At 47.7% G+C, this 22,685-nt stretch carries 20 protein-coding genes; 10 read left to right on the top strand and 10 right to left on the bottom strand.

Features of this window, described 5'->3' with window-relative positions:
* Nucleotides 1–9 precede the first annotated feature (9 nt).
* A complete protein-coding gene (locus ICN16_RS06525) occupies nucleotides 10–1,365 on the top strand; it encodes a DUF3422 domain-containing protein (protein ID WP_216135857.1) in 1,356 nt (451 codons plus the stop codon).
* Between the two features lie 49 nt (nucleotides 1,366–1,414).
* On the opposite strand, the gene ICN16_RS06520 is transcribed toward ICN16_RS06525, so the two are convergent.
* Together ICN16_RS06520 and ICN16_RS06515 are read right to left on the bottom strand one after the other, a co-directional pair.
* Nucleotides 1,415–2,692 carry an NAD(P)/FAD-dependent oxidoreductase gene (locus ICN16_RS06520; RefSeq protein ID WP_216135856.1) on the bottom strand — a complete coding sequence of 426 codons (1,278 nt, stop codon included), beginning with the start codon at nucleotides 2,690–2,692 and terminating at the stop codon, nucleotides 1,415–1,417.
* A 9-nt stretch (nucleotides 2,693–2,701) separates the two neighbouring features.
* Nucleotides 2,702–3,031 carry a c-type cytochrome gene (locus ICN16_RS06515; protein WP_216135855.1) on the bottom strand — a complete coding sequence of 110 codons (330 nt, stop codon included), beginning with the start codon at nucleotides 3,029–3,031 and terminating at the stop codon, nucleotides 2,702–2,704.
* Nucleotides 3,032–3,215: 184 nt separating this feature from the next.
* Here ICN16_RS06515 and ICN16_RS06510 point away from each other — a divergent pair, with 184 nt between their 5' ends.
* The 3 genes from ICN16_RS06510 to ICN16_RS06500 are packed head-to-tail and all read left to right on the top strand — an operon-like array spanning nucleotide 3,216 to nucleotide 6,801.
* Complete coding sequence (locus tag ICN16_RS06510; protein WP_216135854.1) at nucleotides 3,216–4,937, top strand: glycosyltransferase family 39 protein; 1,722 nt, start codon at nucleotides 3,216–3,218, stop codon at nucleotides 4,935–4,937.
* Nucleotides 4,934–6,181 (top strand): exo-alpha-sialidase, encoded by a 1,248-nt coding sequence (locus ICN16_RS06505; protein ID WP_216135851.1) that lies wholly within the window; start codon nucleotides 4,934–4,936, stop codon nucleotides 6,179–6,181. The genes ICN16_RS06510 and ICN16_RS06505 overlap by 4 nt, the downstream gene beginning before the upstream one ends.
* Nucleotides 6,178–6,801 carry a hypothetical protein gene (locus tag ICN16_RS06500; protein ID WP_255533672.1) on the top strand — a complete coding sequence of 208 codons (624 nt, stop codon included), beginning with the start codon at nucleotides 6,178–6,180 and terminating at the stop codon, nucleotides 6,799–6,801. The genes ICN16_RS06505 and ICN16_RS06500 overlap by 4 nt, the downstream gene beginning before the upstream one ends.
* An 86-nt stretch (nucleotides 6,802–6,887) precedes the next feature.
* Here the strand turns inward: ICN16_RS06500 and ICN16_RS06495 are convergent, their stop codons facing one another.
* The 6 genes from ICN16_RS06495 to fabI are packed head-to-tail and all read right to left on the bottom strand — an operon-like array spanning nucleotide 6,888 to nucleotide 13,244.
* On the bottom strand, nucleotides 6,888–7,880 hold the full coding sequence (locus ICN16_RS06495; protein ID WP_216135848.1) for a tripartite tricarboxylate transporter substrate binding protein: 993 nt from the start codon (nucleotides 7,878–7,880) through the stop codon (nucleotides 6,888–6,890).
* Between the two features lie 59 nt (nucleotides 7,881–7,939).
* The gene (locus ICN16_RS06490) at nucleotides 7,940–8,785 is read right to left on the bottom strand and encodes a CoA ester lyase (protein ID WP_216135846.1); all 846 of its coding nucleotides are present in this window, start codon (nucleotides 8,783–8,785) and stop codon (nucleotides 7,940–7,942) included.
* A 51-nt stretch (nucleotides 8,786–8,836) separates the two neighbouring features.
* Nucleotides 8,837–10,207, bottom strand: a complete 1,371-nt coding sequence (locus ICN16_RS06485; RefSeq protein WP_216135843.1) for an MmgE/PrpD family protein — start codon at nucleotides 10,205–10,207, stop codon at nucleotides 8,837–8,839.
* A 13-nt stretch (nucleotides 10,208–10,220) separates the two neighbouring features.
* Complete coding sequence (locus ICN16_RS06480) at nucleotides 10,221–11,105, bottom strand: MaoC family dehydratase N-terminal domain-containing protein (protein ID WP_216135840.1); 885 nt, start codon at nucleotides 11,103–11,105, stop codon at nucleotides 10,221–10,223.
* A gap of 31 nt (nucleotides 11,106–11,136) precedes the next feature.
* A complete protein-coding gene (chrA, locus tag ICN16_RS06475) occupies nucleotides 11,137–12,462 on the bottom strand; it encodes a chromate efflux transporter (RefSeq protein WP_216135837.1) in 1,326 nt (441 codons plus the stop codon).
* Entirely contained in the window at nucleotides 12,459–13,244 is a 786-nt protein-coding gene (gene fabI / locus ICN16_RS06470; protein ID WP_216135834.1) for an enoyl-ACP reductase FabI, read from the bottom strand. Before fabI ends, chrA begins: the two co-directional genes overlap by 4 nt.
* Nucleotides 13,245–13,294: 50 nt before the next feature.
* Between fabI and ICN16_RS06465 the strand changes: the two genes are divergently transcribed.
* The 5 genes from ICN16_RS06465 to ICN16_RS06445 all read left to right on the top strand — a co-directional run bounded on the left by ICN16_RS06465 (nucleotide 13,295) and on the right by ICN16_RS06445 (nucleotide 19,762).
* Nucleotides 13,295–15,166: an extracellular solute-binding protein gene (locus tag ICN16_RS06465; protein WP_216135831.1), complete on the top strand. Its 1,872-nt coding sequence runs from the start codon at nucleotides 13,295–13,297 to the stop codon at nucleotides 15,164–15,166.
* 11 nt (nucleotides 15,167–15,177) lie between these two features.
* Entirely contained in the window at nucleotides 15,178–16,242 is a 1,065-nt protein-coding gene (locus ICN16_RS06460; RefSeq protein WP_216135829.1) for a microcin C ABC transporter permease YejB, read from the top strand.
* A complete protein-coding gene (locus tag ICN16_RS06455) occupies nucleotides 16,239–17,264 on the top strand; it encodes an ABC transporter permease (protein ID WP_216135826.1) in 1,026 nt (341 codons plus the stop codon). The genes ICN16_RS06460 and ICN16_RS06455 overlap by 4 nt, the downstream gene beginning before the upstream one ends.
* Complete coding sequence (locus ICN16_RS06450; protein WP_216135823.1) at nucleotides 17,261–18,940, top strand: ABC transporter ATP-binding protein; 1,680 nt, start codon at nucleotides 17,261–17,263, stop codon at nucleotides 18,938–18,940. Before ICN16_RS06455 ends, ICN16_RS06450 begins: the two co-directional genes overlap by 4 nt.
* Nucleotides 18,941–19,138: 198 nt before the next feature.
* Nucleotides 19,139–19,762, top strand: a complete 624-nt coding sequence (locus ICN16_RS06445; protein ID WP_370625630.1) for a C40 family peptidase — start codon at nucleotides 19,139–19,141, stop codon at nucleotides 19,760–19,762.
* 14 nt (nucleotides 19,763–19,776) lie between these two features.
* Here ICN16_RS06445 and ICN16_RS06440 read toward each other — a convergent pair whose 3' ends face one another.
* A complete protein-coding gene (locus ICN16_RS06440) occupies nucleotides 19,777–20,682 on the bottom strand; it encodes a hypothetical protein (protein ID WP_216135820.1) in 906 nt (301 codons plus the stop codon).
* 108 nt (nucleotides 20,683–20,790) lie between these two features.
* The gene (locus tag ICN16_RS06435; protein ID WP_216135818.1) at nucleotides 20,791–21,705 is read right to left on the bottom strand and encodes a patatin-like phospholipase family protein; all 915 of its coding nucleotides are present in this window, start codon (nucleotides 21,703–21,705) and stop codon (nucleotides 20,791–20,793) included.
* A gap of 202 nt (nucleotides 21,706–21,907) precedes the next feature.
* Here ICN16_RS06435 and scpB point away from each other — a divergent pair, with 202 nt between their 5' ends.
* Complete coding sequence (scpB, locus tag ICN16_RS06430) at nucleotides 21,908–22,681, top strand: SMC-Scp complex subunit ScpB (protein ID WP_216135817.1); 774 nt, start codon at nucleotides 21,908–21,910, stop codon at nucleotides 22,679–22,681.
* Nucleotides 22,682–22,685 lie beyond the last annotated feature (4 nt).

The raw sequence follows: 22,685 nt of genomic DNA, 5'->3' as shown, positions 1-22,685 counted from the left end.
GCAGCTCTTATGAAACCTTACGATCATCCCGCTCGAAAACAGTTGCACGAAGAGGTGCATGCACGCCCCCCAATTGCACTTTGGCCAAATGAAAGGGTGCTTTCGCAATCTTTTTTGTTGGATGCGAATTCTCGTCGGACTCAAATTGAGTGGATTCAAAAGTTAAGTAATGCATTGGGTGTGCCTCATGATGAAGAGCAGGATCACTCTTTCAAAATATTGACCCTAGCTCCTGAGCCCCAGAGAGTTCTTCTCAAGTGGGAATTGCATGGTGAGTTTGCAACCATTGCCGCGATTACACATAATCCCGTCAAAATTACTGGGCCTCTCTTAGAGTCTCGTCTTGTGCTTGAGAAGAGCTTGGATAAGTTGTTTCAAAGCTTGGATTGCCCAACAATTGTCGAGGCGGGTGGCGAAAGAATTTCTGCCTTAGATCTCGTATTTGAGCATCGCCCGCTTTTCGCAGAGGCTCAAGAGGTATCTGCCATTTTTAGCGGGAATACTGTACTGGGTAGCTACATCCTATCGAGTAAAAAAGCCCAGCTATGGACGGATTTGCGCCTGGATGAGGATGGCTATATTTCTTACTTTATCCCGCACGATATTTTGGGTTCCCGGCAGGCTGGACGGATAGCGCGAGCCCTCGCTGAAGCGGAAACTTATCGCATGGCTGCCATGATTGCTTTCCCGGTAGCTAAGAGTCTCTCCATGCCACTCAGAAGTGCGGAGTCGGAATTGGCGGACCTCTCTAAAAATATCTCTCAGTTACAAACTGAGCCAGGTGTACATACTGAAAAGGATGGGCAGTTTTTGGGTGAGCTTTCCCATTTGGCCTCAAGGGCCGAACAGTGGATTTCAGGATATGGATTGCGCTTTACCGCTTCTGAAGCCTACAGCCAACTACTCAGTAAAAATTTATACGAGCTAGCAGAATCTCCGATTCCGGGTGTCCAGTCCTTGTCGGAGTTTATGGATCGGCGCTTTCAGCCTGCTATGGGTACCTGCATTTGGACTCAGCGTAGATTAAAAGAATTGTCCGATCGCATCTCAAGAACAACTCAAACTCTCAGAACACGTATTGAGTTTGTAAACGAAGAGCAGACGCAAAAATTACTTGCTAGCATGGATCAAAGGGCGCGCCTGCAATTGCGCTTGCAAGAGACTGTGGAGAGTTTGTCTGTTTTGGTTTTAACTTACTATGCCGTGAGCTTATTGGCCTATGTTGCCAAGGGTGGCAAAGAAGCTGGCCTTGCTATTCATCCGGAAATTGTTGCTGCAATTGCTGCTCCGGTAGTTGCTATCGTCTTCTTGTTCATTAGTAAGCGAAGACGAAAACGAATCATTGAGATGGGTAAATCTATCTAGACATTAAAAAAGAGGCCGAGGCCTCTTTTTTAATGAGCGTCAATACTTCTTAACCCAAGCTATCGGCCCAGATGTTGTGCGCCCAACCCCAAGCATAAACACCCTCAAGGGTGGATGGTGCAGGTGATAAGCCGCCTGATCCCGGAACAGTCTTAAAGGTTTTTTCGGCAGCGTTGTATTGATGAACGCTGGCAACGTGAACTACTTCTCGATCATTCACAAAGCTATAGCAAGTGTTGGTTAGAACTGGCGCTGGATTAACTTCCCAGCCGCTCAATTCTGCAACGATAGCTGCTGCAGCTACTTTGGCGTGTTGGTTGGCCATATGACCAGACTTTGGCATTAAGGGTGCAATCTGAATCGCATCGCCCAAGACGTGAATGTCTTTTCGAGCTGTGGATTCAAAGTTGAGGAAGTTTACATTTACCCAACGACCGTTTGAATTAGCCAATCCTGATTTAATAGCGATTTCACCGGCGGCCATTTGCGGCAGGACATTCAATACATCGGCCTTCACATCATCTTCAACTTCGAGTTTGAGTGTTTTGGTTTTTGCATCAACACCAACTACGTTGCTCTTTGGTCGGTATTCAATAATGCCTGCATACTGCTCCGCCCAGACCTTCTTAAACAAAGCCCCTTTAGAGGTCACATCTTGGTTGGCATCCAAAATCAATACCTTACCCTTAGGGTTGTGCTGCTTTAAATAGTTGGCTACTTGGCAGGCACGCTCATAAGGTCCAGGAGGGCAGCGATAAGGGGCTTCTGGAATCGTAATTGCAAAAGTACCGCCTTCGCGCATAGCGGCAATCTGCTTATGCAATGCCACAGTTTCTGGTCCTGCTTTCCAGGCCTGCAAAGTTACGCCATCCTTGTTGGCTTGAGCGAGGCCTTCAATGCTTTTGAAGTTCAGTGAAACGCCAGGGGACACAACAGCTTTGTCGTAACGCAATGTTTTGCCTGAAGCGAGCGTAACGGTTTTCTTATCTGGATCAATGCTGCTGACGCTATCTTGAATAATCTTGATGCCATGACGCTTGCTGAGAGTGTCATACGGAGAGGTAATTTCAGCTAAAGTGCGCGAGCCGCCAATAACCAAATTAGACATTGGGCACGAGATAAATGAAGTATTTGGCTCGATGAGAGTTACTCGCGCAGTGTTATTGGAGAATAAGCGTAAATATTTAGCGGCAGTGGCGCCACCATATCCACCGCCAATAACGAGGATTTCTGCTTTTTGTAAAGTAGCTGCTTTTGTTTGACTAGAAAGCCCTGCAAGTAGACCTACTGCTGCAGCGCTCTGACCTATAAAATGTCGACGATCCATGGCGCCTCCTTATTGTTTCTTGCCAAGTTGATTGGCAATAGTGGTGAGTTGTTCATCTGTGTAGCCTTTTGTTAGCTGGGGCATGATGGTGCCTTCTAGAGCACCGCTCTTGTATGCCTTGAGCTTAGCTAACATCTCTTGACTGGTGAGGTTGTTAATCAGCGGCATGCCGCCATCAACTACACCTTTGCCATCAGTACCGTGACAATTGGCACAGGTTGCAGCAAGGCCGCGTTTGTATAGTTGGTCAGCAGTCTGTGCGAGGCTGAGTCCGCTCCATTGGCTTAAGCCAATGAGGGTGCTGGCCACCAAAATGGGTTTTAAATACTTCATTTGCATAGGAATAGTCTCCGTCATACATACAACTGTTCTAAGGATGATGCTAATAGATCCTATCTTAATCAGATAGCGGTGGGATTGGTGGTTTTACTTAGACGAATTTTCAATATGCTTAGATTCAAAAACGAGGGTCTGGATGTTGATAGTTTTTAGTATTTCACCCTAAGACCTATAAACTATCGTTATGCGAGGTTCTTTTACTTACCGGAATGCCATTTTCATCCTGATTCTAGGTGTATTCACCTATCTATATGGTTTGGATAGCCGCTTTGCTCCGAAAAATGGGGATGAGTATCCCTATATGCATATTGTTCGCATGACTGCCGACACTGGAAATTGGTTGCCTCTGCAGTCCGAGATGGATGGGATTAAAAACACTAAGCCGCCTTTGGTATTTTGGGAAGGAATTGCTAGTACGGGATGGGGTAGTGATTGGTCGCTTCTGGCACTGCGTTGGCCGAGTGTTTTGTATACCGGCTTGACAGCATTTTTCTTATTTCTGGCAGTTGCTCGCTTTAGCGGCAAAAAACAGACTGGCCTACTGGCGTCTTTAGTATGGCTTTCTTTTTTTGCAACCTATCGCTATGGCCGCCCATTCCTGACGGATCCACCCGAAGTATTTTGGTTGAGCTTGCCATTCTTTGCGCTACTCTATTGGGGTAGGGCTGCATTTGAATCCAAACTTCTATTTCCCATATTGTCTGGGGCCTGTTTTGGTATGGCCTTATTGTCAAAGTCTTTCGCCTATATCGTTCCTGCCACATTTGCCTTGGGCTTGTATTACTGGCGTTGGCGTGAGTGGAGCATTCCAAAAGTCTTACTGCAAGACTTATATAAATTAATTTTGATTGCCATTCTGGCCTTAGGTGTCTTCGCTCTTTGGTTTGCGGTTGATCCATTTCCAGAAGCTGTCTGGAAGGAATTTGTTCTGGGCGAGAATGCCGGTAAGTTCCAGGCACGAAGCTCTAATTATCTTCTTGATCTGGTGCGTGGCGGCGACAGCATTTGGATGCTGGCTTTAACGACCCTGGCAAATGCTGGGCTATTCCTCTTTGTATTGATATCTGCATTGATTCAATGTTGGCGAGGACGGCGTTTTATATCGCTGGAAGAGGGCCTTCTACTACTTTTGATCCTAGCCTTTTTCATCGTATTTAGTTTGCCAAGTCAGCGCTCGGGCCGATATCTGCTGCCAGTGATGCCAGCATTTGCTGCCTTGATTGCAATCTACTGGGATCGATTGCCTTTATGGGGATTCCGGTTTGCATTGCTATTGCAGTTGATCGTGCTTGGCGCTCTCACATGGGTTGGTGGAAATTTACAGTTATCGAATTTCTTAGGCCAGCCCGGCATCTGGAATTATTCCCCTTTGCATTGGGGTTTTATGACCCTGTCGATTGCCTTGGTCTTGCTGGGAATATTCAATCGCAATCGTTGTAAGGCTATCGCCTTGGCAGGATGCTTTCTTTGTTACTGCGCGCTTACTAGTAGTCTTTCGCCTCTTGAGGGTGATTTGGGTCGCTACCCACAATCAACTATCCAAGAGCTTGCTGGGAAAGATGTTTGGGTGCCTTGTGACTATCGCGCCAAGGACGAGGAGTATCGACTTTTATTGCCGGGTGCGGTATTGCATGGTTATTTGGCAAAAGATGCCAACCAAATTGATTTACTGAGCAGCACATATCCACTGGTGGCGCTTCAGTCGCCGATAGGTGTAGAGCCCCCGCTGTGTGAATCTTGCAAGATAGTGGGTAAACGTATGGAGATGCGAGCCCGCCATTCTGATGCGGAGATTCAGGCGATACTCAAAGGTCATATTGGAGAGCACCTGTTTGTGAATGAATATCTAGTTTCCACGCCTGCAACGATTACCTTGCCATTGGCGGGTAAGGATGCTTGTCGATGAGTCGCGTCATTGCCTTTTGTTTTTTATTGCTTGCCTCAGTATTGGCCTATCTGCATATTGATAGTCGACCAGCATGGGTACCGTTTGCAAATGTTTACCCAATCAATAGTGCAAATCAAGCAGACGATGCGCCGGAGTCCCCTGAAAGCAGCAAGCCGGTTAAGACTCTTAAAAGTGCTGTGCCAGCAAAACTCGCTCAGCCAAGTTTGCGGACTGATTGGTTGCCTGACACCGGGGCACCTTCAGTACATGCCGCCTCTCTCATTACACTTAAGGATGGTGCGGTAAGGGCCTTCTGGTTTGCGGGGAGCAGGGAAGGCGCACCAGATGTAGTAATCAATACCGCAGTCTTTGATCCGCAGGCATTTAGGTGGAGCGCTCCAACTGTCGTAATGGATCGCGTCAGCGCAGAAAAAGGTCTGTCTCGCTACATTGCTAAATTAGGTAATCCCGTTCCAGCAAGAATGGCTGATGGCCGCATGCAGCTATTTTTTGTGACCGTGTCTATCGGCGGTTGGGCGGGTAGCTCAATCTCATCAGTGATTTCAGATGATGATGGTTTAACTTGGGGCAGACCTCAACGTTTGATTAGCTCGCCGCTAATTAATCTCAGCACCTTGGTAAAGTCACCAGCTATGGCATTTGCGGATGGGCGGCTGGGTTTGCCGGCTTATCACGAGTGGATTGGTCGCTTTGGTGAGTTTCTCAGAATCGATGCGGGTCAGGTGATTGATAAGCGGCGCATGAGTTCTGGGAGGGGTGCCATTCAGCCTGTAGTCTTTGCTGATGGACCGCAAGACGCAAGCGCTTTCTTCCGCCAAACTCGGTCAGGCTCTCAGCCAAAGCAGATCCCCGTTAGCGAAACCAAGGATGCTGGACAGTCTTGGGCCTTATCAAAAGACCTCGAGATCCCCAATCCAAATTCCGCTCTTGCTGCACTCACTTTGGCTAATGGCACGAGATTGATGGTGCTCAATAATATTGAGGCAGGGCGATATCGCTTGGTAATGGTGATGCGTGAACCAAACTCTGATCAATGGCAAGTGATTCAAGTGCTCGAAGAGGATGAGACCTTGACCAATGGTCAGCATCGAGAGTTTTCTTATCCGTACTTAATTTCTGCCAATGGTGAAGATGTCCATCTTGTTTACACCTGGGATAGAAAAAAGATTAAGCATGTTTACTTTTCAAGTGCTTGGTTTAAACATGCCATTGGCATTTTCAAAGAAAAGGAAGCGCAATGATGACTCCCTACCTACAGCTCATTGCCCTTTTGGAGATGTCGTTGACGTGTGCAGTAGTGCTCGTCATTCTCATGCAAAAACTATCCTCAATGGAGATTCCTTTTGGAGTTCGCTTGCTTGTAGTCTTGTTATTGGGCAATCTATTCTTCTGGCCCCTGGGAATGTCGATGGAGCTGCCTTTATCTGCTTATGTTCGCGGAGTTACCGGTGAGCTGAGTATTGTGAGCATGCTCTTGTTGTGGAGCTCCGTACTTCCTTCTGCCAAAAGCACGCCACTCGGCTTTAAGGTGGCATTGGCATTCATTGCGATTGTGTTTTATCCCTTAGCGCTTGGTTTCGGAATGTTAGATCCTTATGCGTGGGGCTATGGCTCTATTGGATTTCTAGCAACTGTCATTCTCTTCGCCATTATTTGTGGCCTTGCTGGCTGGATCAAGGGTGTTTGGATCATCTCCTTTGCGATGATTGCCTGGGCATTACATTGGCATGAGTCAGCCAATCTTTGGGACTATCTATTAGATCCTTTCCTGGCCATTTGGGCGCTGTTTGCCATCCCTAATGCAATCTATCTCAAGCGTCGTGAAAAGGCGCAGTCAGGTTACCTCTTTAGAGCGGGCTGATGATTTCTAAGTTATTTATTTAGTGAATTTTAGGTAACAAAAAAGCCAGCAGATCGCTGGCTTTTTTGTTTGCTGCTATTTCAGAATTAATCTGGAATGTTAGCTTTACGAATGACTGGACCCCAGACGTTGATTTCTTTCTCAAGGTGATCTTTGAGGCCTTTGGAAGATACCTTCTCCATTGGCACGATATCGATGTTGGAATCATTCAAACGTTTTTGAACGTCAGGTGTATTCAATGCTTTCTTCAGAGCAGCATTGATTTTGTCCAAGATTGGCTGTGGAACGCCTTTTGGAGTGTATACACCGTGCCATACTTTTACTTCAAAGCCTTTGAGGCCTTGTTCGTTCAAAGTAGGAACGTTAGGAATAGCAGGCAAACGCTTCATAGTTGTTGTGCCGTACGCCTTAACACGGCCATCCTTGATGTAAGGAATAGTTTGTGTAGTTTGGTCGCACAAGAGGTCAACTTGACCACCCAATAGGTCTGTCAAAGCAGGGCCAGTTCCTTTGTAAGGAATGTTGGTTAGCTTGATACCTAAACGGCTTTGGAACAACAGACCGCACAGTTGTGACACTGCGCCAGGACCTGCGTTAGCCATGGTCACTTTTGAGCCATTAGCCTTGATATAGGCTTCAAGTTCTTTGAAGTTGTTTGCAGGCAAATCTTTTTTACCAAGCAATACCATTGGTACGTCAGCAACTTGGCCGATGTAATCAAAGTTAGTCATTGGGTCATATGGAAGCTTGTCATACAAAGCTTGTGCTGTAGCCATGCCCATATGGTGAATATAGATTGTGTAGCCGTCTGGAGCTGCGCGAGCAACTTTAGTGGAGGCAATCGTGCCACCAGCACCAGGAACGTTCTCAACAACCACTGTTTGACCTAATGCTTGACCCATTGGCACTGCAATTAAGCGTGCAATGGAATCTGTTGGGCCGCCAGCAGCAAATGGAACAATCAAGGAAATCGGTTTTGTTGGCCAATCCTTTTGAGCGGATGCAATATTGCTGCCCAATAAAGTAGTGGCGCTAACAACTGCAGCAATTCCAGTGAAAAGGGTTTTCTTTAATTTCATTTATGTCTCCGTTAATGTGTAATGCCTGCTAATTTTGCCACTTTTAATTCCTATAGACCCTAGGGTTTTCCAGCAATGGCTAGTGTTCTTTGGGCCAATAAGACAACTGGTCGGTCAATCATGCGGCCATCTAACTTGACGGCACCGCCTTTGGATGCCTTATCAGCCTCAATCACGCGATGCGCCCAAGAGACCTCTGAGGCCGTAGGCATAAAGGAGTCTTTAACCAGGGATACCTGTTTTGGGTGGATGCATAGCTTGCCACCAAACCCCATTCTTTTGGCGCGCTCGGCATCATCTGTGATGCGTTCAATATTGTCAGTGGATGGAGTAACCCCGTCAATTGGAGGGGCAATTTGTGCCAATCGTGAGGCCAGCACAATCTGAAACCGCGCAGTTTGCAGTTCAGTTTCTTGCTCGTCACAGACCATTCCTAAGTCAGCTTGCAAATCAATGTTGCCCAAAGCCAGACGTAATACCTGCTCAGAGTTTGCGATCTCATTGAGACGATCAAGCCCGATGGCAGTTTCAATCATGGGGATGATTGCTGTATTTGGCAAGATTTGTGCCGCACCATTAATTTGGTCGAGGGATTCGCTCTTGGGGATTAACAGGCAGGCTGCATCTAATTCCTGAACCAAGATCAGGTCTGCTGCATAAAAGTGGCTGCCAGGAGAATTCGACCGAATGATCAAACGCTTTTTTTGTTCTGGAGTAAATGTAGACCAAGCTGCGCGTATTGCTGCGCGTGCAGATTCTTTATCTTCTTCTGCAACTGCATCCTCTAAATCGATGATGACGCCGTCAGCACCACTATCTAGTGCTTTAGAAAATCGCTCAGGGCGCGTACCCGGGACAAATAAGAAGGTGCTGCTAAAGCCGATCGGTGTATCTAGTGGGTTCATGTGTAAGGCTTTATTGAGTGAGAAGCAAAAAAGAAAGCAAATATCTGAGTTTTAAGATATCAACAGACCTACCTTAGGCTGTTTACGGATATTCCACAAGCGTTCAATAGCGGAGCTCATCTCACTTGGTGTTGCGCCACCGCTAAATGCAGCAAGACGCATCGCTTTATCTGTAATCTCAGCACGGCTTAGAGTGTTGCCAGGGTCACCCTTGGGTTCATCCACACGACCCTCTAAAACTTCACCATGATTTAAATAAACTTTGACTTTACCAATCCAGCGTTGCGGGTAGGCGCCATCCACTTCGGGATCCAGAATCATGGTGACGCGATCTCGGAAAGCGCAAATAGCTTGATCATGAAAGTGTTGATCAAATTCTTGCAGACCAGCAAATTGATAGTGGGCAACTAGCGCTAATACGGTACCCATTGAGAACTTGGATTGGTGGACTGTGGCGGGATCTGTTACTGGACCAAGCACATCGATTGCACCTTGGTGAACCAGTGTTTCTACTTTGGCAATATCGCTAGGCTTGAGATGGTGTTTCAACATGACTTGCAATAAGGCATCTGCAGCAGGGTGAGTATGGCGACATGAGGCGTGATATTTGAAGCTGGTCTCAGCAATAGTCCAGCGACTTCCCAGGCGATCAATTAATTTGCTTGGATCGGCATCGCTCGACATGCCAGCGGCTAAACCCTGCTTACCTTCTAATATATGTTCTGCACCAGTAAAGCCTGATTGCGCTAAGTAGGCAGACATTAAACCGGTTGAGGCAGCATGCGCTGTATGAAGTTGCTTTGAGTCGGCTGCATCGCGCAGAAACTCCCAAAGGCCAGCAGATTGTGTTCCAGCCGAACCAAAAGCATGCAGCATTTGATTCGGGTTAAGTTTGAGTAGGCGACCTACAGCAGCGGCAGCAGCTAATGTGCCGGCTGTACCCGTAGTGTGAAATGTTTTGTAGTGTGAGCGACCGAGAAACTCCCCAACCCGAATACCAACTTCATAGCCAGCAACTGCAGCTACTAGAAGATCTTCGCCTGAAGCGCCTATCGTTTGTGCAGTCGCCAGTGCCGCAGGAAATACCACGGTTGCTGGATGAAAGACAGAGCCATTGTGAACGTCGTCCTGCTCAGCCACATGTGATGCTGCTGCATTTGCCAGTGCAGCCAAGAAAGGGCTTGAGCTCTTGCGACTAATGAGGATTTCTGCAGAGCCAGGATTGGCAGCATTAAAGCCACCCATGGTTTGTGCAAACTGTGTAATCGTTTCTACTGGGCGCGAACCTTTACCGGCAATCGCAGAGCCAAACCAGTCGACCAGTAAATCTTCAGTGCGCGCAATCACCTCTTCGGGGATGTCGCCAATTTGTAGTTCAGAGGCAAATGTAGCTAAGGCCTTGGATAAGTGTGGGGTAGTCATAACTCAATAGTTCCTAGGCTAAAACTGCAGTAGCCTGCATGGTGAGCCAGCCTTCATGATCCTCAGCCCAAATGGAGATTGTTTTTCCAGAAGGATCTTGTTCTAGATCAGGCTTAGCACTGACTTTAAATACATTGATATCAAAAGTAGGGCGAATAGCGCGGAATTCAAAACTCTTTAGTCTGCAACCCGGAATGCTTTGACGTACAAGATCCACCAACATGGTTGCAATGAGGGGGCCATGAACAATGAGGCCAGGGTAGCCTTCAACTTCAGTAACGTATTTACGATCGTAATGAATGCGATGACCGTTAAATGTCAGTGCTGAATAGCGAAACAATAAAACATCATCAGGCGTAATTGTTTTAGACCACGTAGCTCCAGTAGGCGCTGGTGTTGGCGCAACAGGCTTATCGTCTGGGCTGGGTGCATCGCGATACACAATGTCATGCTCTTCAATTAAAGCTAAACCATTTTGATTGGAGATTGCATGTTTGACTAATACGAAGATAAGGTCGCCAGTGCGACCTGCTTTATGCGTCACCGATTCAATTCTGGATACGCGTTCGATTTCATCGCCTACTGCGAGAGGGGCTAACCACTGAACTCGGCTACCGGCCCACATGCGACGTGGCAATGGAACGGGTGGTAGAAAACCGCCACGCTTAGGATGACCGTCTGGCCCGATCTCAGATTGAATGGCACAAGGCAAGAAATAGAGCCAATGCCATAACTCAGGAAGAAAGGTTCCGTCATTTGGCGCGGGGTCGGGTCGATCGAGCGTCGCAGATAAAGCTTTGACAGGTGCTGCAGTGACGATGTCTTGAAGGGTCTCGGTTTTACCGAGCCATTCTTGGAGATGGGTGATGGTTTGAGGTTCGATTCGCATAAGTTCCATTATGCCAATTCCAGTCTTAAATGCGATGGAGCTAGATCAATAAACTCGCCAGTAAATAACTTAATAAGCCAGCTAGCGCCGAGCCAGTTAATACGCTAATCACACCTTTTTGAAACTTAAAGAGGGCTAGGCCCGCAAGTACAGTAATTGCAATCGAGATCCATGAGATTGAGCCGCCAAGGCCGTGCGGAAAAAAGACGTGATAAGCGAAGAATAGGCCTAGGTTGGCAATGACGCCAACCACTGCGGCAGAGATTGTGGTGAGGGGTGCAGTAAAGCTCAACTTGCCATGGGTTGACTCAATCAGTGGACCACCAACCAATACCAAGAGGAAAGAGGGTAGAAAGGTAAACCAGGTGGCAACACAAGCACCAATGACGCCAAACCAAAATGGATTGCTATTGCCAATCAGATGTTGAATGTGGCCAGCGAGGTAGCCAACAAAAGCCACCACCATGATGAGTGGTCCTGGGGTTGTCTCCCCGAGAGCTAAGCCATCCATCATTTGACCAGCGCTGAGCCAATGAAATTGATCGACTGCACCTTGATAAACGTAAGGCAGAACTGCATAAGCCCCACCAAATGTGAGGAAGGCAGCTTTAGTAAAGAACCAGGCGATTTGTGGGTAGAGTGTTTTCCAGCCAAACACTAGCACTAGAGTAAAAAATGGAATTAGCCAAAGTGCTAGAACCGTCGCACACTTCAGCACTAAACCCTTTTTAGAAAACTTGGCATGATCTGGGGTTGGCGTGTGATCATCGATCAGTGCGGGACTGTGAGCCTCACCAGTTTTTTCTTGAGCGCTGGCTTGCTGAAAATATTCTGGATAGCGTTTGCCTCCCCAGATGCCAATCAGTGCCGCACAGATCACTATGATTGGAAAAGCCAAATTGAAAATAAAGATCGCCAAAAAGGAGCCTAGTGCAATCCAGCGCAGGGCTTGATTGTGAATCGTACGCTTGCCAATGCGGACAGCGGCGCAGAGGACGATAGCAGTAACCGCGGGTTTGATGCCAAAGAAGATTGCAGCAATCCAAGGTACTTGGCCATAGGTGATGTAGACCCAAGATAGGCCAATCAAAATAAATAGTGAAGGTAATACGAATAGCGTGCCAGCCAAGACGCCACCCCAGGTACGGTGCATGAGCCAACCGATATACGTTACCAATTGCTGGGCTTCAGGCCCCGGCAACAACATGCAATAGTTCAGCGCATGTAAAAAGCGCCGCTCGGAAATCCAGCGACGCTTTTCAACAAGCTCTTGGTGGAGGACTGCGATTTGTCCAGCAGGTCCACCAAAGCTAATAAAGCCAAGCTTGGCCCAAAACTTCAGGGCTTCGCGTAGTGGAACACTCAAACTTCATCCATTCCGCCAACAACTTGGCTAAAGCCGTTATCAACGTAAATAATTTCAGCGGTAATGCCGTTAGCTAAGTCAGATAACAAGAAGGCAGCAGTGTTACCCACATCATCAATCGTGACATTGCGACGCAGCGGGGCAGTTTGTTCAACTGCTTCCAAGATCTTGCCAAAACCTTTGATGCCAGATGCGGCCAGAGTCTTAATCGGACCAGCAGAAATGCCGTTAGCGCGGATGCCTTTAGGGCCAACTGAGCCAGCAAGGTAACGAACTGAGGCTTCGAGTGATGCTTTTGCTAAACCCATCGTGTTGTAGTTAGGGACATTCTTCATTGAACCCAAGTAAGTGAGGGTCAGCAATGAAGACTTGTCGCGCAACATTGGGAGAGCCTCTTTTGCCATTGCTGGGAAGCTATATGCGGAAATGTCGTGAGCGATTTTGAAGCCTTCACGAGAAAGACCTTCTAAAAAGTCGCCGGCAATCGCTTCGCGTGGTGCAAAGCCAATTGCGTGAACAAAGCCATCAAACTGCGGCCAAGTTTTTGCTAAATCCTTAAAGAGGGCTGAAATCTGCTCATCGCTGCCAACATCGCAGTCAAAAATCAGATCAGTATTGAATTCTTTGGCGAAATCGACGATGCGGTCTTTAAAGCGCTCTCCCACGTAGGTAAAGGCTAATTCAGCCCCTTCGCGGTGACATGCTTTGGCTATGCCATAGGCAATGGAGCGGTTAGAAAGAAGGCCGGTAATCAGAATTTTTTTGCCAGCGAGAAAGCCCATATTGTGTCCTTTGCTTCAAATGTGATTTGCTATCTACAATTGTTGCATATATGCCCATGCTCCCCACCATCCGTCAAATCCGTACTTTGCTGCTCTTAGCCCTACTGGCTGGGGTGGCGGTCGGTTCGGCCCAGGGTGGTCAGGGAATCGCTCAGTACGGTAAACCCAAATACGCTGATGGATTTAGCCATTTTGACTACGTGAATCCCCATGCGCCAAGGGGTGGGACACTGACCTTACCCAACCCAGATCGCCGGACAAGCTTTGATAAATTCAATCCATTTACCTTGCGGGGTGTTGCTGCCCCTGGGATAGCTCAGCTCATGTTTGAGTCTCTGGCAGTCGGAAGTGCGGATGAGGTCTCTAGTGCCTATGGTCTGATTGCGGAAGATATTCAGGTGGCAGCTGACAAGATGTCTGTGGTCTTTCGGATTCGCCCTGAGGCGAAGTTTTCAGATGGCAGCGCTATCTTGGCTGGCGATGTCAAACACAGCTTTGATACCTTGATGAGCTCGCTTGCCAACCCACAATTCAAAACTGTCTATGCTGATGTCAAGCAAGCGGCAGTTCTTTCTGATCGCGTCATTCGTTTTGATTTTAAGAATCGCAATCCTGAATTGCCGGTGATGGTGGGCACCTTGCCTATCTTCTCTCGTAATTGGGGTAAGAAGCCCGATGGTACGATCACCCCCTTTGATAAGTTAACTTTTGAAATGCCGATTGCGAGCGGGCCCTATGTGATTGAGTCTTACAAGGCTGGCAAGACCATGATCTTTAAGCGCAATCCGAATTACTGGGCTGATCAAGGTGGCAAGACACTCAATGTCCGCGTCGGTTTTTATAACTTTGATCGCGTGAACTACAAGCTCTATAGTGATGATGCCGTTCGCCTAGAAGCCTTTAAGGCTGGGGAGTTTGATGCGCTGGTGGAATACCGCGCTAAGAATTGGGCAAAGAGTTATGTCGGTCCCAGATTTAATGATGGCACTTTAGAAAAGAAAGCTTTCCTCAATCACAACGGCGCAGGTATGCAAGGTTTTGCAATGAATGTGCGCCGTCCGATTTTTCAGGACCCACGTGTGCGACAAGCATTGGGTTATGCACTGGACTTTGAGTGGTTAAATCGTCAGCTTTTCTTTGAGCAATACAGTCGCATTAATAGCTACTTTACTAATAGTGATCTGAGTGCCAATTTCGATGGCCCTCGTAAACCCACTGAAGCAGAATTGAAATTACTCAAACCACTGAAGGCGCAATATCCCAAGTGGGTGCCGGATGCTGTCTTTGGCCCAATGCCTGCTGCACCTTCCACTGCTTCCCCGGATAGCCTGCGTCAGAACCTGCGCAAAGCACGAGACTTATTAGCTCAGGCTGGTTGGCAGTATCGAGATGGGGCCTTACGCAATATGCAGGGCGAGCCCTTCCGTTTTGAGATGGTCGAAGACGGCCCATTTTTCTTGAGGGTGATTTCCTCTTACGTGCGCAATCTGGAGAAGTTGGGTATTCAGGTGGATATTCGGACGAGTGACTTTGCTTTACATCAAAAGCGCATGGATGAATATGACTTTGATATGACTACGATTCGTTTTCCGGATTCACAAAGCCCAGGCAATGAGTTGTGGGACCGATTTGGTAGCCAGGCTGCAAAAGAAAAAGGCTCAGACAATGTCATTGGAGTTCAGTCTCCGGTTGTGGATGCCCTAGTAGATGCGGTTGTCAAAGCCCAGACTCGTGAAGAGTTGCGTGCGGCCACTAGGGCCTTGGACCGGGTGCTTTGGAATAGTTATTACGTGATCCCTCAGTGGTACAACCCAACGCATCGAATCGCGTATCGTAAAGAGATGCGCTACCCAGAGCCTCCTTTGTATTACACCGCTGAATCTTGGATTCTGCTCAATTGGTGGAAAGAGGGGGCGCGCTAATGCAAGGGCAAATGTGGTCTTATATTTTCAAGCGCGTGTTGTTAATGATTCCTACCTTGTTAGGCGTTTTAACTCTCACCTTTGCTGTAGTGCAGTTTGTACCCGGCGGTCCAGTCGAGCAGTTGATGCTGGAGCTCAAAGGTAAAGGCGATGCTGCAGTTAGTGGGGCAGAGTCTTCGGGTGGTGGAAGCAATTATCGTGGCCGCCAAGGTGTGGATGCTGAGCGCTTGGCTGAGGTCAAGGCCTTATATGGCTTTGATAAGCCGCCTGTAGAGCGTTATTTCATGATGCTCAAGCGCTTTGCGCAATTTGATTTAGGCGAGAGCTATTACCAACACCAAAGTGTTTGGCAGTTAGTGATCTCTAAGTTACCGGTATCTATCAGTATTGGTTTGTGGACTTTCTTTTTGACCTACTTGGTATCGATACCCTTAGGTATCGCTAAAGCTGTCAGAGATGGGTCGCGTTTTGATGCAATCACCAGCACGATGATTCTGGTGGGTTATGCCATTCCAGGATTTGTGTTGGGAGTCCTGCTCTTGGTTATTTTTGGTGGCGGTAGTTTCTTGCAAATATTCCCACTGCGTGGGCTGACTTCAGATAACTGGAGTGAGCTGAGCATGATGGGCAAGGTAATGGATTATTTGTGGCATTTAGTATTGCCAATTACTGCTTCAGTTTTAGGTAGTTTTGCAGTCGTTACTATGCTGACTAAAAATTCCTTTTTGGAGGAGATTCGTAAGCAATACGTATTGACTGCGAGAGCCAAAGGTCTAAGCGAGAAGCAAGTCCTCTGGAAGCATGTCTTTCGCAATGCACTCTTGCCCTTGGTGACTGGATTTCCAGCAGCATTCATTGGCGCCTTTTTTACTGGCTCGCTATTAATCGAAACCTTATTTTCTTTGGATGGCTTAGGTTTGCTGTCTTACGAGTCAGTCATGCGCCGCGACTACCCAGTCGTTTTTGGAACGCTCTATCTCTTCACGCTGATTGGCTTGTTTACTAAGTTGATTTCAGATCTTTGTTATGTCTATATTGATCCACGCATTCAGTTTGGTGCTGGAGGTGGTTCATGAGTCGCTGGCATCGATTTAAAAACAGCCGCATGGGTTATGCCAGCCTCTGGATTTTCATGATCTTGTTTGGCCTGTCTATGTGTGCTGAACTGATTGCCAATGACAAACCTTTGGTAGTCCGCTATGAAGGTAAGTTCTATTTCCCGATTGTGAAATCACAACCCGAGAGAGTATTTGGTGGTGACTTTGCGACACCAACCGATTTTTTAGATCCCGATATTCGTCGCAACATTACGAGTAATGGTAATTGGGCAATTTATCCACCAATCCCCTATAGCTATGAAACGCTCAACTACTTTTCAAAGGTGCCCAACCCTGCGCCACCGTCCTTTGATAACTGGTTAGGCACTGACGATCGGGGGCGCGATGTTCTTGCTCGCTTAATTTATGGATTCCGCTTATCGATTTTGTTTGGTTTGGCTCTCACCATCGTTGGCGTGAGTGTGGGCATCATCACCGGCTCTTTGATGGGATTCTTTGGCGGTAAGTTTGACCTTATCTCTCAGCGCTTGATTGAGATTTGGTCGGCGATGCCAGAGTTGTATCTACTCATCATCTTTGCTTCCATCTTTAATCCGAGCATTTGGCTATTAATTATTTTGTTAGCAGCGTTTGGTTGGATGGGTCTGTCTGACTACGTCCGTGCCGAGTTCTTCCGCAATCGCGCTCTAGAGTACGTGCGCGCAGCCCGAGCGCTAGGATTAACGAATTTGCAGATCATGCGTCGTCATATTTTGCCGAATAGCCTGACACCAGTCATTACTTTTTTACCCTTCAGAATGAGTGCAGCGATTTTGTCGCTCACGAGCTTGGATTTCTTGGGCTTAGGTGTTCCGCCAGGCACCCCAAGCCTTGGAGAGCTGCTCTCTCAAGGTAAAAGCAATTTAGATGCTTGGTGGATTTCACTTTCGACCTTTGTAGTCTTGGTTGCTACCTTGCTCTTGCTCACCTTTATGGGTGAGGCCTTACGTGATGCGTTTGATTCTCGCAAGTCAGGCACTATGAGTGGAGGCCGCTCATGAGCGAAGTGAACAACTCCAGTAAACCAGTGGCTCCTTTACTTCGTTATGAAGATTTCTCAATCTCTTTTGGTTCGGGTCGGCGTGAAAAATTTGCTGTTAACCATCTTGACCTAGAGATTGGGGTAGGTGAGCGCGTTGCCTTGGTTGGGGAGTCTGGCTCAGGCAAGACGCTGACTGCTTTAGCACCACTGCGTCTTGAGCCTGAAGGGGCAAAAACATCGGGCCGAATTCTGTGGAACGGTAAGCATGCAAATGCCGGCAACCAACCAGTCAATTTGTTGGATTTACCAATTCAAGGTATTCGTGAGATTCGGGGTCGTGAGATTGCCATGGTCTTTCAGGAGCCCATGACTGCGCTCAATCCTTTGTTCACTATCGGTAATCAAATTGTCGAGGCAGTTCAGATATATCAACCCTTAATCTCCAAGGCAGATTGCATGTCTGCAGCAATTGATCTGCTTCAGAAGACAGGCATCCCGGAGCCAGAGAAGCGCTTCCACTCTTATCCTCATCAGCTATCCGGTGGTCAGCGTCAGCGCGCCATGATTGCAATGGCTTTGGCCTGCAAGCCCAAATTGTTGATTGCCGATGAACCCACTACCGCTTTGGATGTGAGTTTGCGTTTACAGATTCTGGATTTACTTAAAGAGTTGCAAGAAGAATCCAAAGATCATGGTGGCATGGCGATTCTGTTGATCACTCATGATCTCAATTTAGTAAAACATTTTGCTCATCGCGTTGCTGTATTAAATCAGGGTAATCTCATGGAGGTGGGGTATACCAAGCAGGTATTTGAGCATCCAGATAATCCTTATACAAAAGCCCTGGTAAATAGCGAGCCTGTGCGTGATCTAGCGCCTGTAATACCACTAGCGCCAGTTCTACTGAAGACGGAGAATTTATCTGTCTCTTACCCGGGCACTGAAGCGACTACTTGGTTTAAAAAGTCTCCACGTCATCAGGTCTTGCGTAAGGTGAGTTTTGAACTTAAGCAAGGACAGACGATAGGCGTCATTGGCGAATCTGGTTCTGGCAAAACTACTCTCGGTATGGCGGTCTTAGGCTTGCTGGGTGACTCTGCTGCAGAAATTATGGGTGATGTAGATGTGCTTGGCGTTGATTGGCAAAAGTTAAAGCCAGCAGAGCGTCGCGCCATGCGCTCAAGTCTGCAGGTGATTTTTCAAGATCCCTTTGGCTCACTTTCTCCTCGTATGAATGTGATGCAAATTGTTTCAGAAGGTCTAGATGTGCACTTTCCAAATTTGTCTGCAGCGGAACGTGAGTCTCGTGTCTTAGATATTCTGAGGGAGGTTGGCATTGATCGTTCTGCTCTCACTCGTTATCCCCATGAATTTTCAGGTGGGCAAAGGCAGCGCATTGCGATTGCCCGTGCTTTGATTCTGAAGCCGCAGATCCTGGTCTTGGATGAACCCACTTCAGCCTTGGATGTCTCGATTCAAAAACAAGTGCTTGCCTTATTGACTGAGCTCCAGAAAAAATACAACTTGGCCTATCTGATGATTAGCCATGATTTGGCGGTGATTAGAGCCATGTCCCATGAAGTCATGGTTCTCAAAGCGGGCAGGGTAGTGGAGTTTGGTGACACTGAAACTCTCATTAAGCACCCCCGCCAGACCTATACCAAAGAGCTTTTTGCTGCCGCCGAGCTGACCTAGCGCCTTGCCCAAATGCGCTCTTCAAGGCAGCAAATGGGTTCATTTATGCCCCTTTATAGAAAATATTTCATTGAAAACAATGAGTTAGCCCTTGGGCTAGCATTTGGCGAAATAGGTCTTCTTTGTTAGAATGGAATGATGTCCTTTCAAAAAGACCTCCTGCCAAAGGTAGTTAAGCGCACGCCACTGGCTTTGCTGATGACATTTGCCTTGGCTGCAAATCTGGCAATTGCGGCGGATGCCGCCCCGGAGGCAGCAAAGGATGCTCCTGTTGAGGTGGTCAAAGAGACCCCTAAAGAAAGCATGTTCCAGGTAGGCAAGTCTTACTTTGCTCGTGTATCGGATCGATTAGCAGATTCCGTTACTGGTAAATCAGATGAATTGATTAACCGCGCTATGGAAGTAATTGGTGTGCGTTACCGCTGGGATACAGAGTTGCCGCAATCCGGCTTGGATGGCAGCAGTTTTGTGGGTTATGTGTTTAAAGACAAATTAGGTTTTTTATTGCCGCGCAAATCCACGCAAATGAGCCGCGTTGGTAAGCCGATTACTCGCGAAGAATTGCAGCCTGGTGACTTAGTTTTCTTCAACACCATGCGCTTAACTTTCTCTCATGTCGGCATTTATGTTGGCGACAATAAGTTTATCCATTCCCCATCGAAAGGCACTAGCGTACGCGTTGATGATCTTGGGAGTCTCTACTGGGATAAACGTTTTGATGGTGCTCGCCGTTTAGATGGCAGCGACAACTTGGGTGATGCAGAGCGTCAAGAGCTGCTCAACGAAGTGAACAAGCTGAAGCGTAAATCTCAAAGTCTCTAATCTGTTGTAGTGAGTTAGAAACTGGCTGCTAAGCCAATTGAAGTGCCTCGGACGTTCTGTCCAAATTGATAACGAAATACCACTCTCACCCTACTAAACATGGGATCAGACGCACTTCTGTCTACTTCAAATCCTGTGCCTACGGAGGAGAGTGAGTCAAATCCAAGAGCACCTCGTAGCTGCCCAAGAAACTCGGTGTGCGCTAATTCAAATACAGCGCGTAAGGGTCTCTCAAGGACTGTTAGTGGAGTTGGATATCTGGCACGAGCCCACAGGCCGAGACTTTGTGAGTCTGCGGAGCCTTGAACAGCAGTAGAGCTGTCAAAGGTATTGATGGCAATATTCGTGTAACGCAACTCAGCATCGTATTCGCGTTCAGGTTTGTAGTCTTCGTAGTCCAGCATCAAGGAGCCACCTGTACCGTAGGCATTCATGCGACCGCCATTTAAAAATTGCAGATCAATTCCCTTTTGATTATTGAGATAGCGAGAGGCGATTGAGATGTCGCTTTCTACGTGGCCAAGCATGATGTTGGCAATCGGGCGAATGCGTAAGTTATCTGTGAGTGGGAAGTCCCAGCCAACACCACCTGTACCTGTAATGCCATTCCAATGGACGGGTACTGTGACGCCGGTGTTGCCAATCCCATCACTAAATGTTGGGTTATAACGATTCACGGCAATTGTTCCCTCGAGATAGAGTGGAAAGCTAGCGCTAATACGATCACCACCCCCAAGAGAAATCATTTGTAGACTCGGGTTATCTCCACCTTTATCGGTGATCGACAGTGATCCAGTTGTGACATCCGGGGTGAGTGAGTAACCCGTGATGGTCATGAAGGCGTCGGTTCTTTTCTTTAGGAAATTATTGGCTGCTGAGGCTGCTGCCCCTGCCTGAGCAGAGGTGTGATGAGCTTGCATGGCTATGGCCAACAGTATCAAGATTTTAAGGAGGGCGGCGATAGATCTCATAAACAATTGCACCGAATCCTAAATCAATCTCTCTCGCTTGGAAAGTTGGCCCTAGGGCTAGCCTCGCAGCTTCTCTTTCAGGACAGCCATTTGCTCTTGGGTTGCGACTTCGCCGGCGAGAATTGCAGCATTTCTGGATTTAAATTCACCGCTACTCATTTGCTTGAGGTGGGGCGTAATGACGATGTCAGCACTTTTCAGTTCGTATTGATTGATGCTTCGCTGCATGATCGAAATCGTTTGTTGCATGATGCCAAAGGTGCCGCTGGCATCTTGATGAACAGGTTCCGAGGAAATATTGACTGCAATCACCAGTGTGGCACCCATCTGCCGGGCATAGCTGACTGGGACGGGCGCAACTAATCCACCATCAACATACTCTTTGCCGCTAATGACGGCTGGCTGGAATACGCCTGGAACACTACATGAGGCACGTACGGCTAGGCCTGTATTGCCGGAGCGAAACAAAATGCCTTTTCCGGACTGCAACTCAGTTGCGACAATACCTAATGGGATACGCATTTGTTCAATGGATTTATTTTGTACTTCGCGATTCACCATGTTCTGTAGGGCATCCCCTTTAATGAGGCCGCCAAACCTACCAGCGAAAGGAAGTCCCCAGTCGGCAATAGTTGCCTCATCCAGATTTAATGCAAGTCGGTTCAGGTCGTTGCCTGTCGCACCAGAGGCAAGTAGTGCAGCAATCACACTTCCGGCGCTACTACCGACCACAATATCTGGCCTGATGCCCTGCGCTTCTAATGCCTTAATGACGCCGACGTGGGCAAAGCCTCGAGCTGCTCCTGCTCCCAGGGCTAAGCCGACTACAGGCTTGCGGCTACTCATTAAGCTGCACCCAGTCAGGTTTGAACCCCCAATCAGGGCGCCCAAACCAAGGCCTAGGCCCAGAAAGCGGCGTCTTGAGTCAGTCTCGGGGGCTAAAGATTGGGCTAGGGCTGTATTTTCGTGCATGTGGCTATTGTATTGAGCCTCCCTTATAATGGCCAAACGGTGAGCGAAAAAGACTTCGTTTCAGCGCGGACAGCTCTCCCACAAGGATTTTCGGAGATGAATTGCCCGTAGTAGCTAAATAGCGCCACCAGAACACTACCAACCCATTACTGAAATACATTTTTATAGTCTCATCAGGTGATTGCCTGATAGCCCGAATTTTATGGATGATCACAATAAACACGTAATTGAAACAGCCCTCTTGTGCGCGCAAGAACCACTCACAGTTGCTGATCTGACGCGCTTATTTGCCGAAGATATTGCTCCTGGCGAAATTGATGACGCTCTTTTAGAGCTTCAAAAAGCGTGGGAAGATAAAGGCATGGAGTTGGTGCGCATTGCAACTGGCTGGCGTTTTCAGAGCCGATTAGCGATGCGTGAGTACCTTGATCGCTTAACTCCAGAAAAGCCGCCAAAGTACTCTCGTGCCGTAATGGAAACCCTGGCGATTATTGCCTACCGTCAACCAGTGACTCGCGGCGAGATTGAAGAGATTCGTGGTGTTGCGGTCAGCAGCAATGTGATGAAGCAGCTAGAGGATCGTGGTTGGGTTGAAGTCATTGGTCATAAAGAGACTGTGGGTCGCCCAGGCTTATATGCCACCACGAAACAATTTTTAGATGACTTGAGCCTCACGAATTTACAAAGCTTACCAATGCTCGAAGACGCTGCGCCGATGGCTGCAGCAGAGCAATTAGGTCAAGCGGTAATGGAGTTTGATCCGAGTGCTACTGTGGAAACAGTGATTGAGTTGGATGAAGATGGCCAACCCATTATTCAGTCAGCAAGTGAAGAATTAGGGCATGAAGAATCTAGCAACGAAGAATCCAGCAACGAAGAAATTGAGATTGCTGATGTTGAAATCAGCGAAGAGACAAGTGAAGAAGTAGAAGAAGTTTCTCCAGAGTCTGAAGATAAAACAGACGAACAAAAATAATTAT

Source organism: Polynucleobacter sp. es-MAR-4 (assembly GCF_018882055.1).
In the GTDB taxonomy this organism is placed as follows: Bacteria; Pseudomonadota; Gammaproteobacteria; order Burkholderiales; family Burkholderiaceae; genus Polynucleobacter.
Note: the sequence above shows the minus strand (reverse complement) of the source record. Positions and strands in the feature narration are given on the sequence as shown.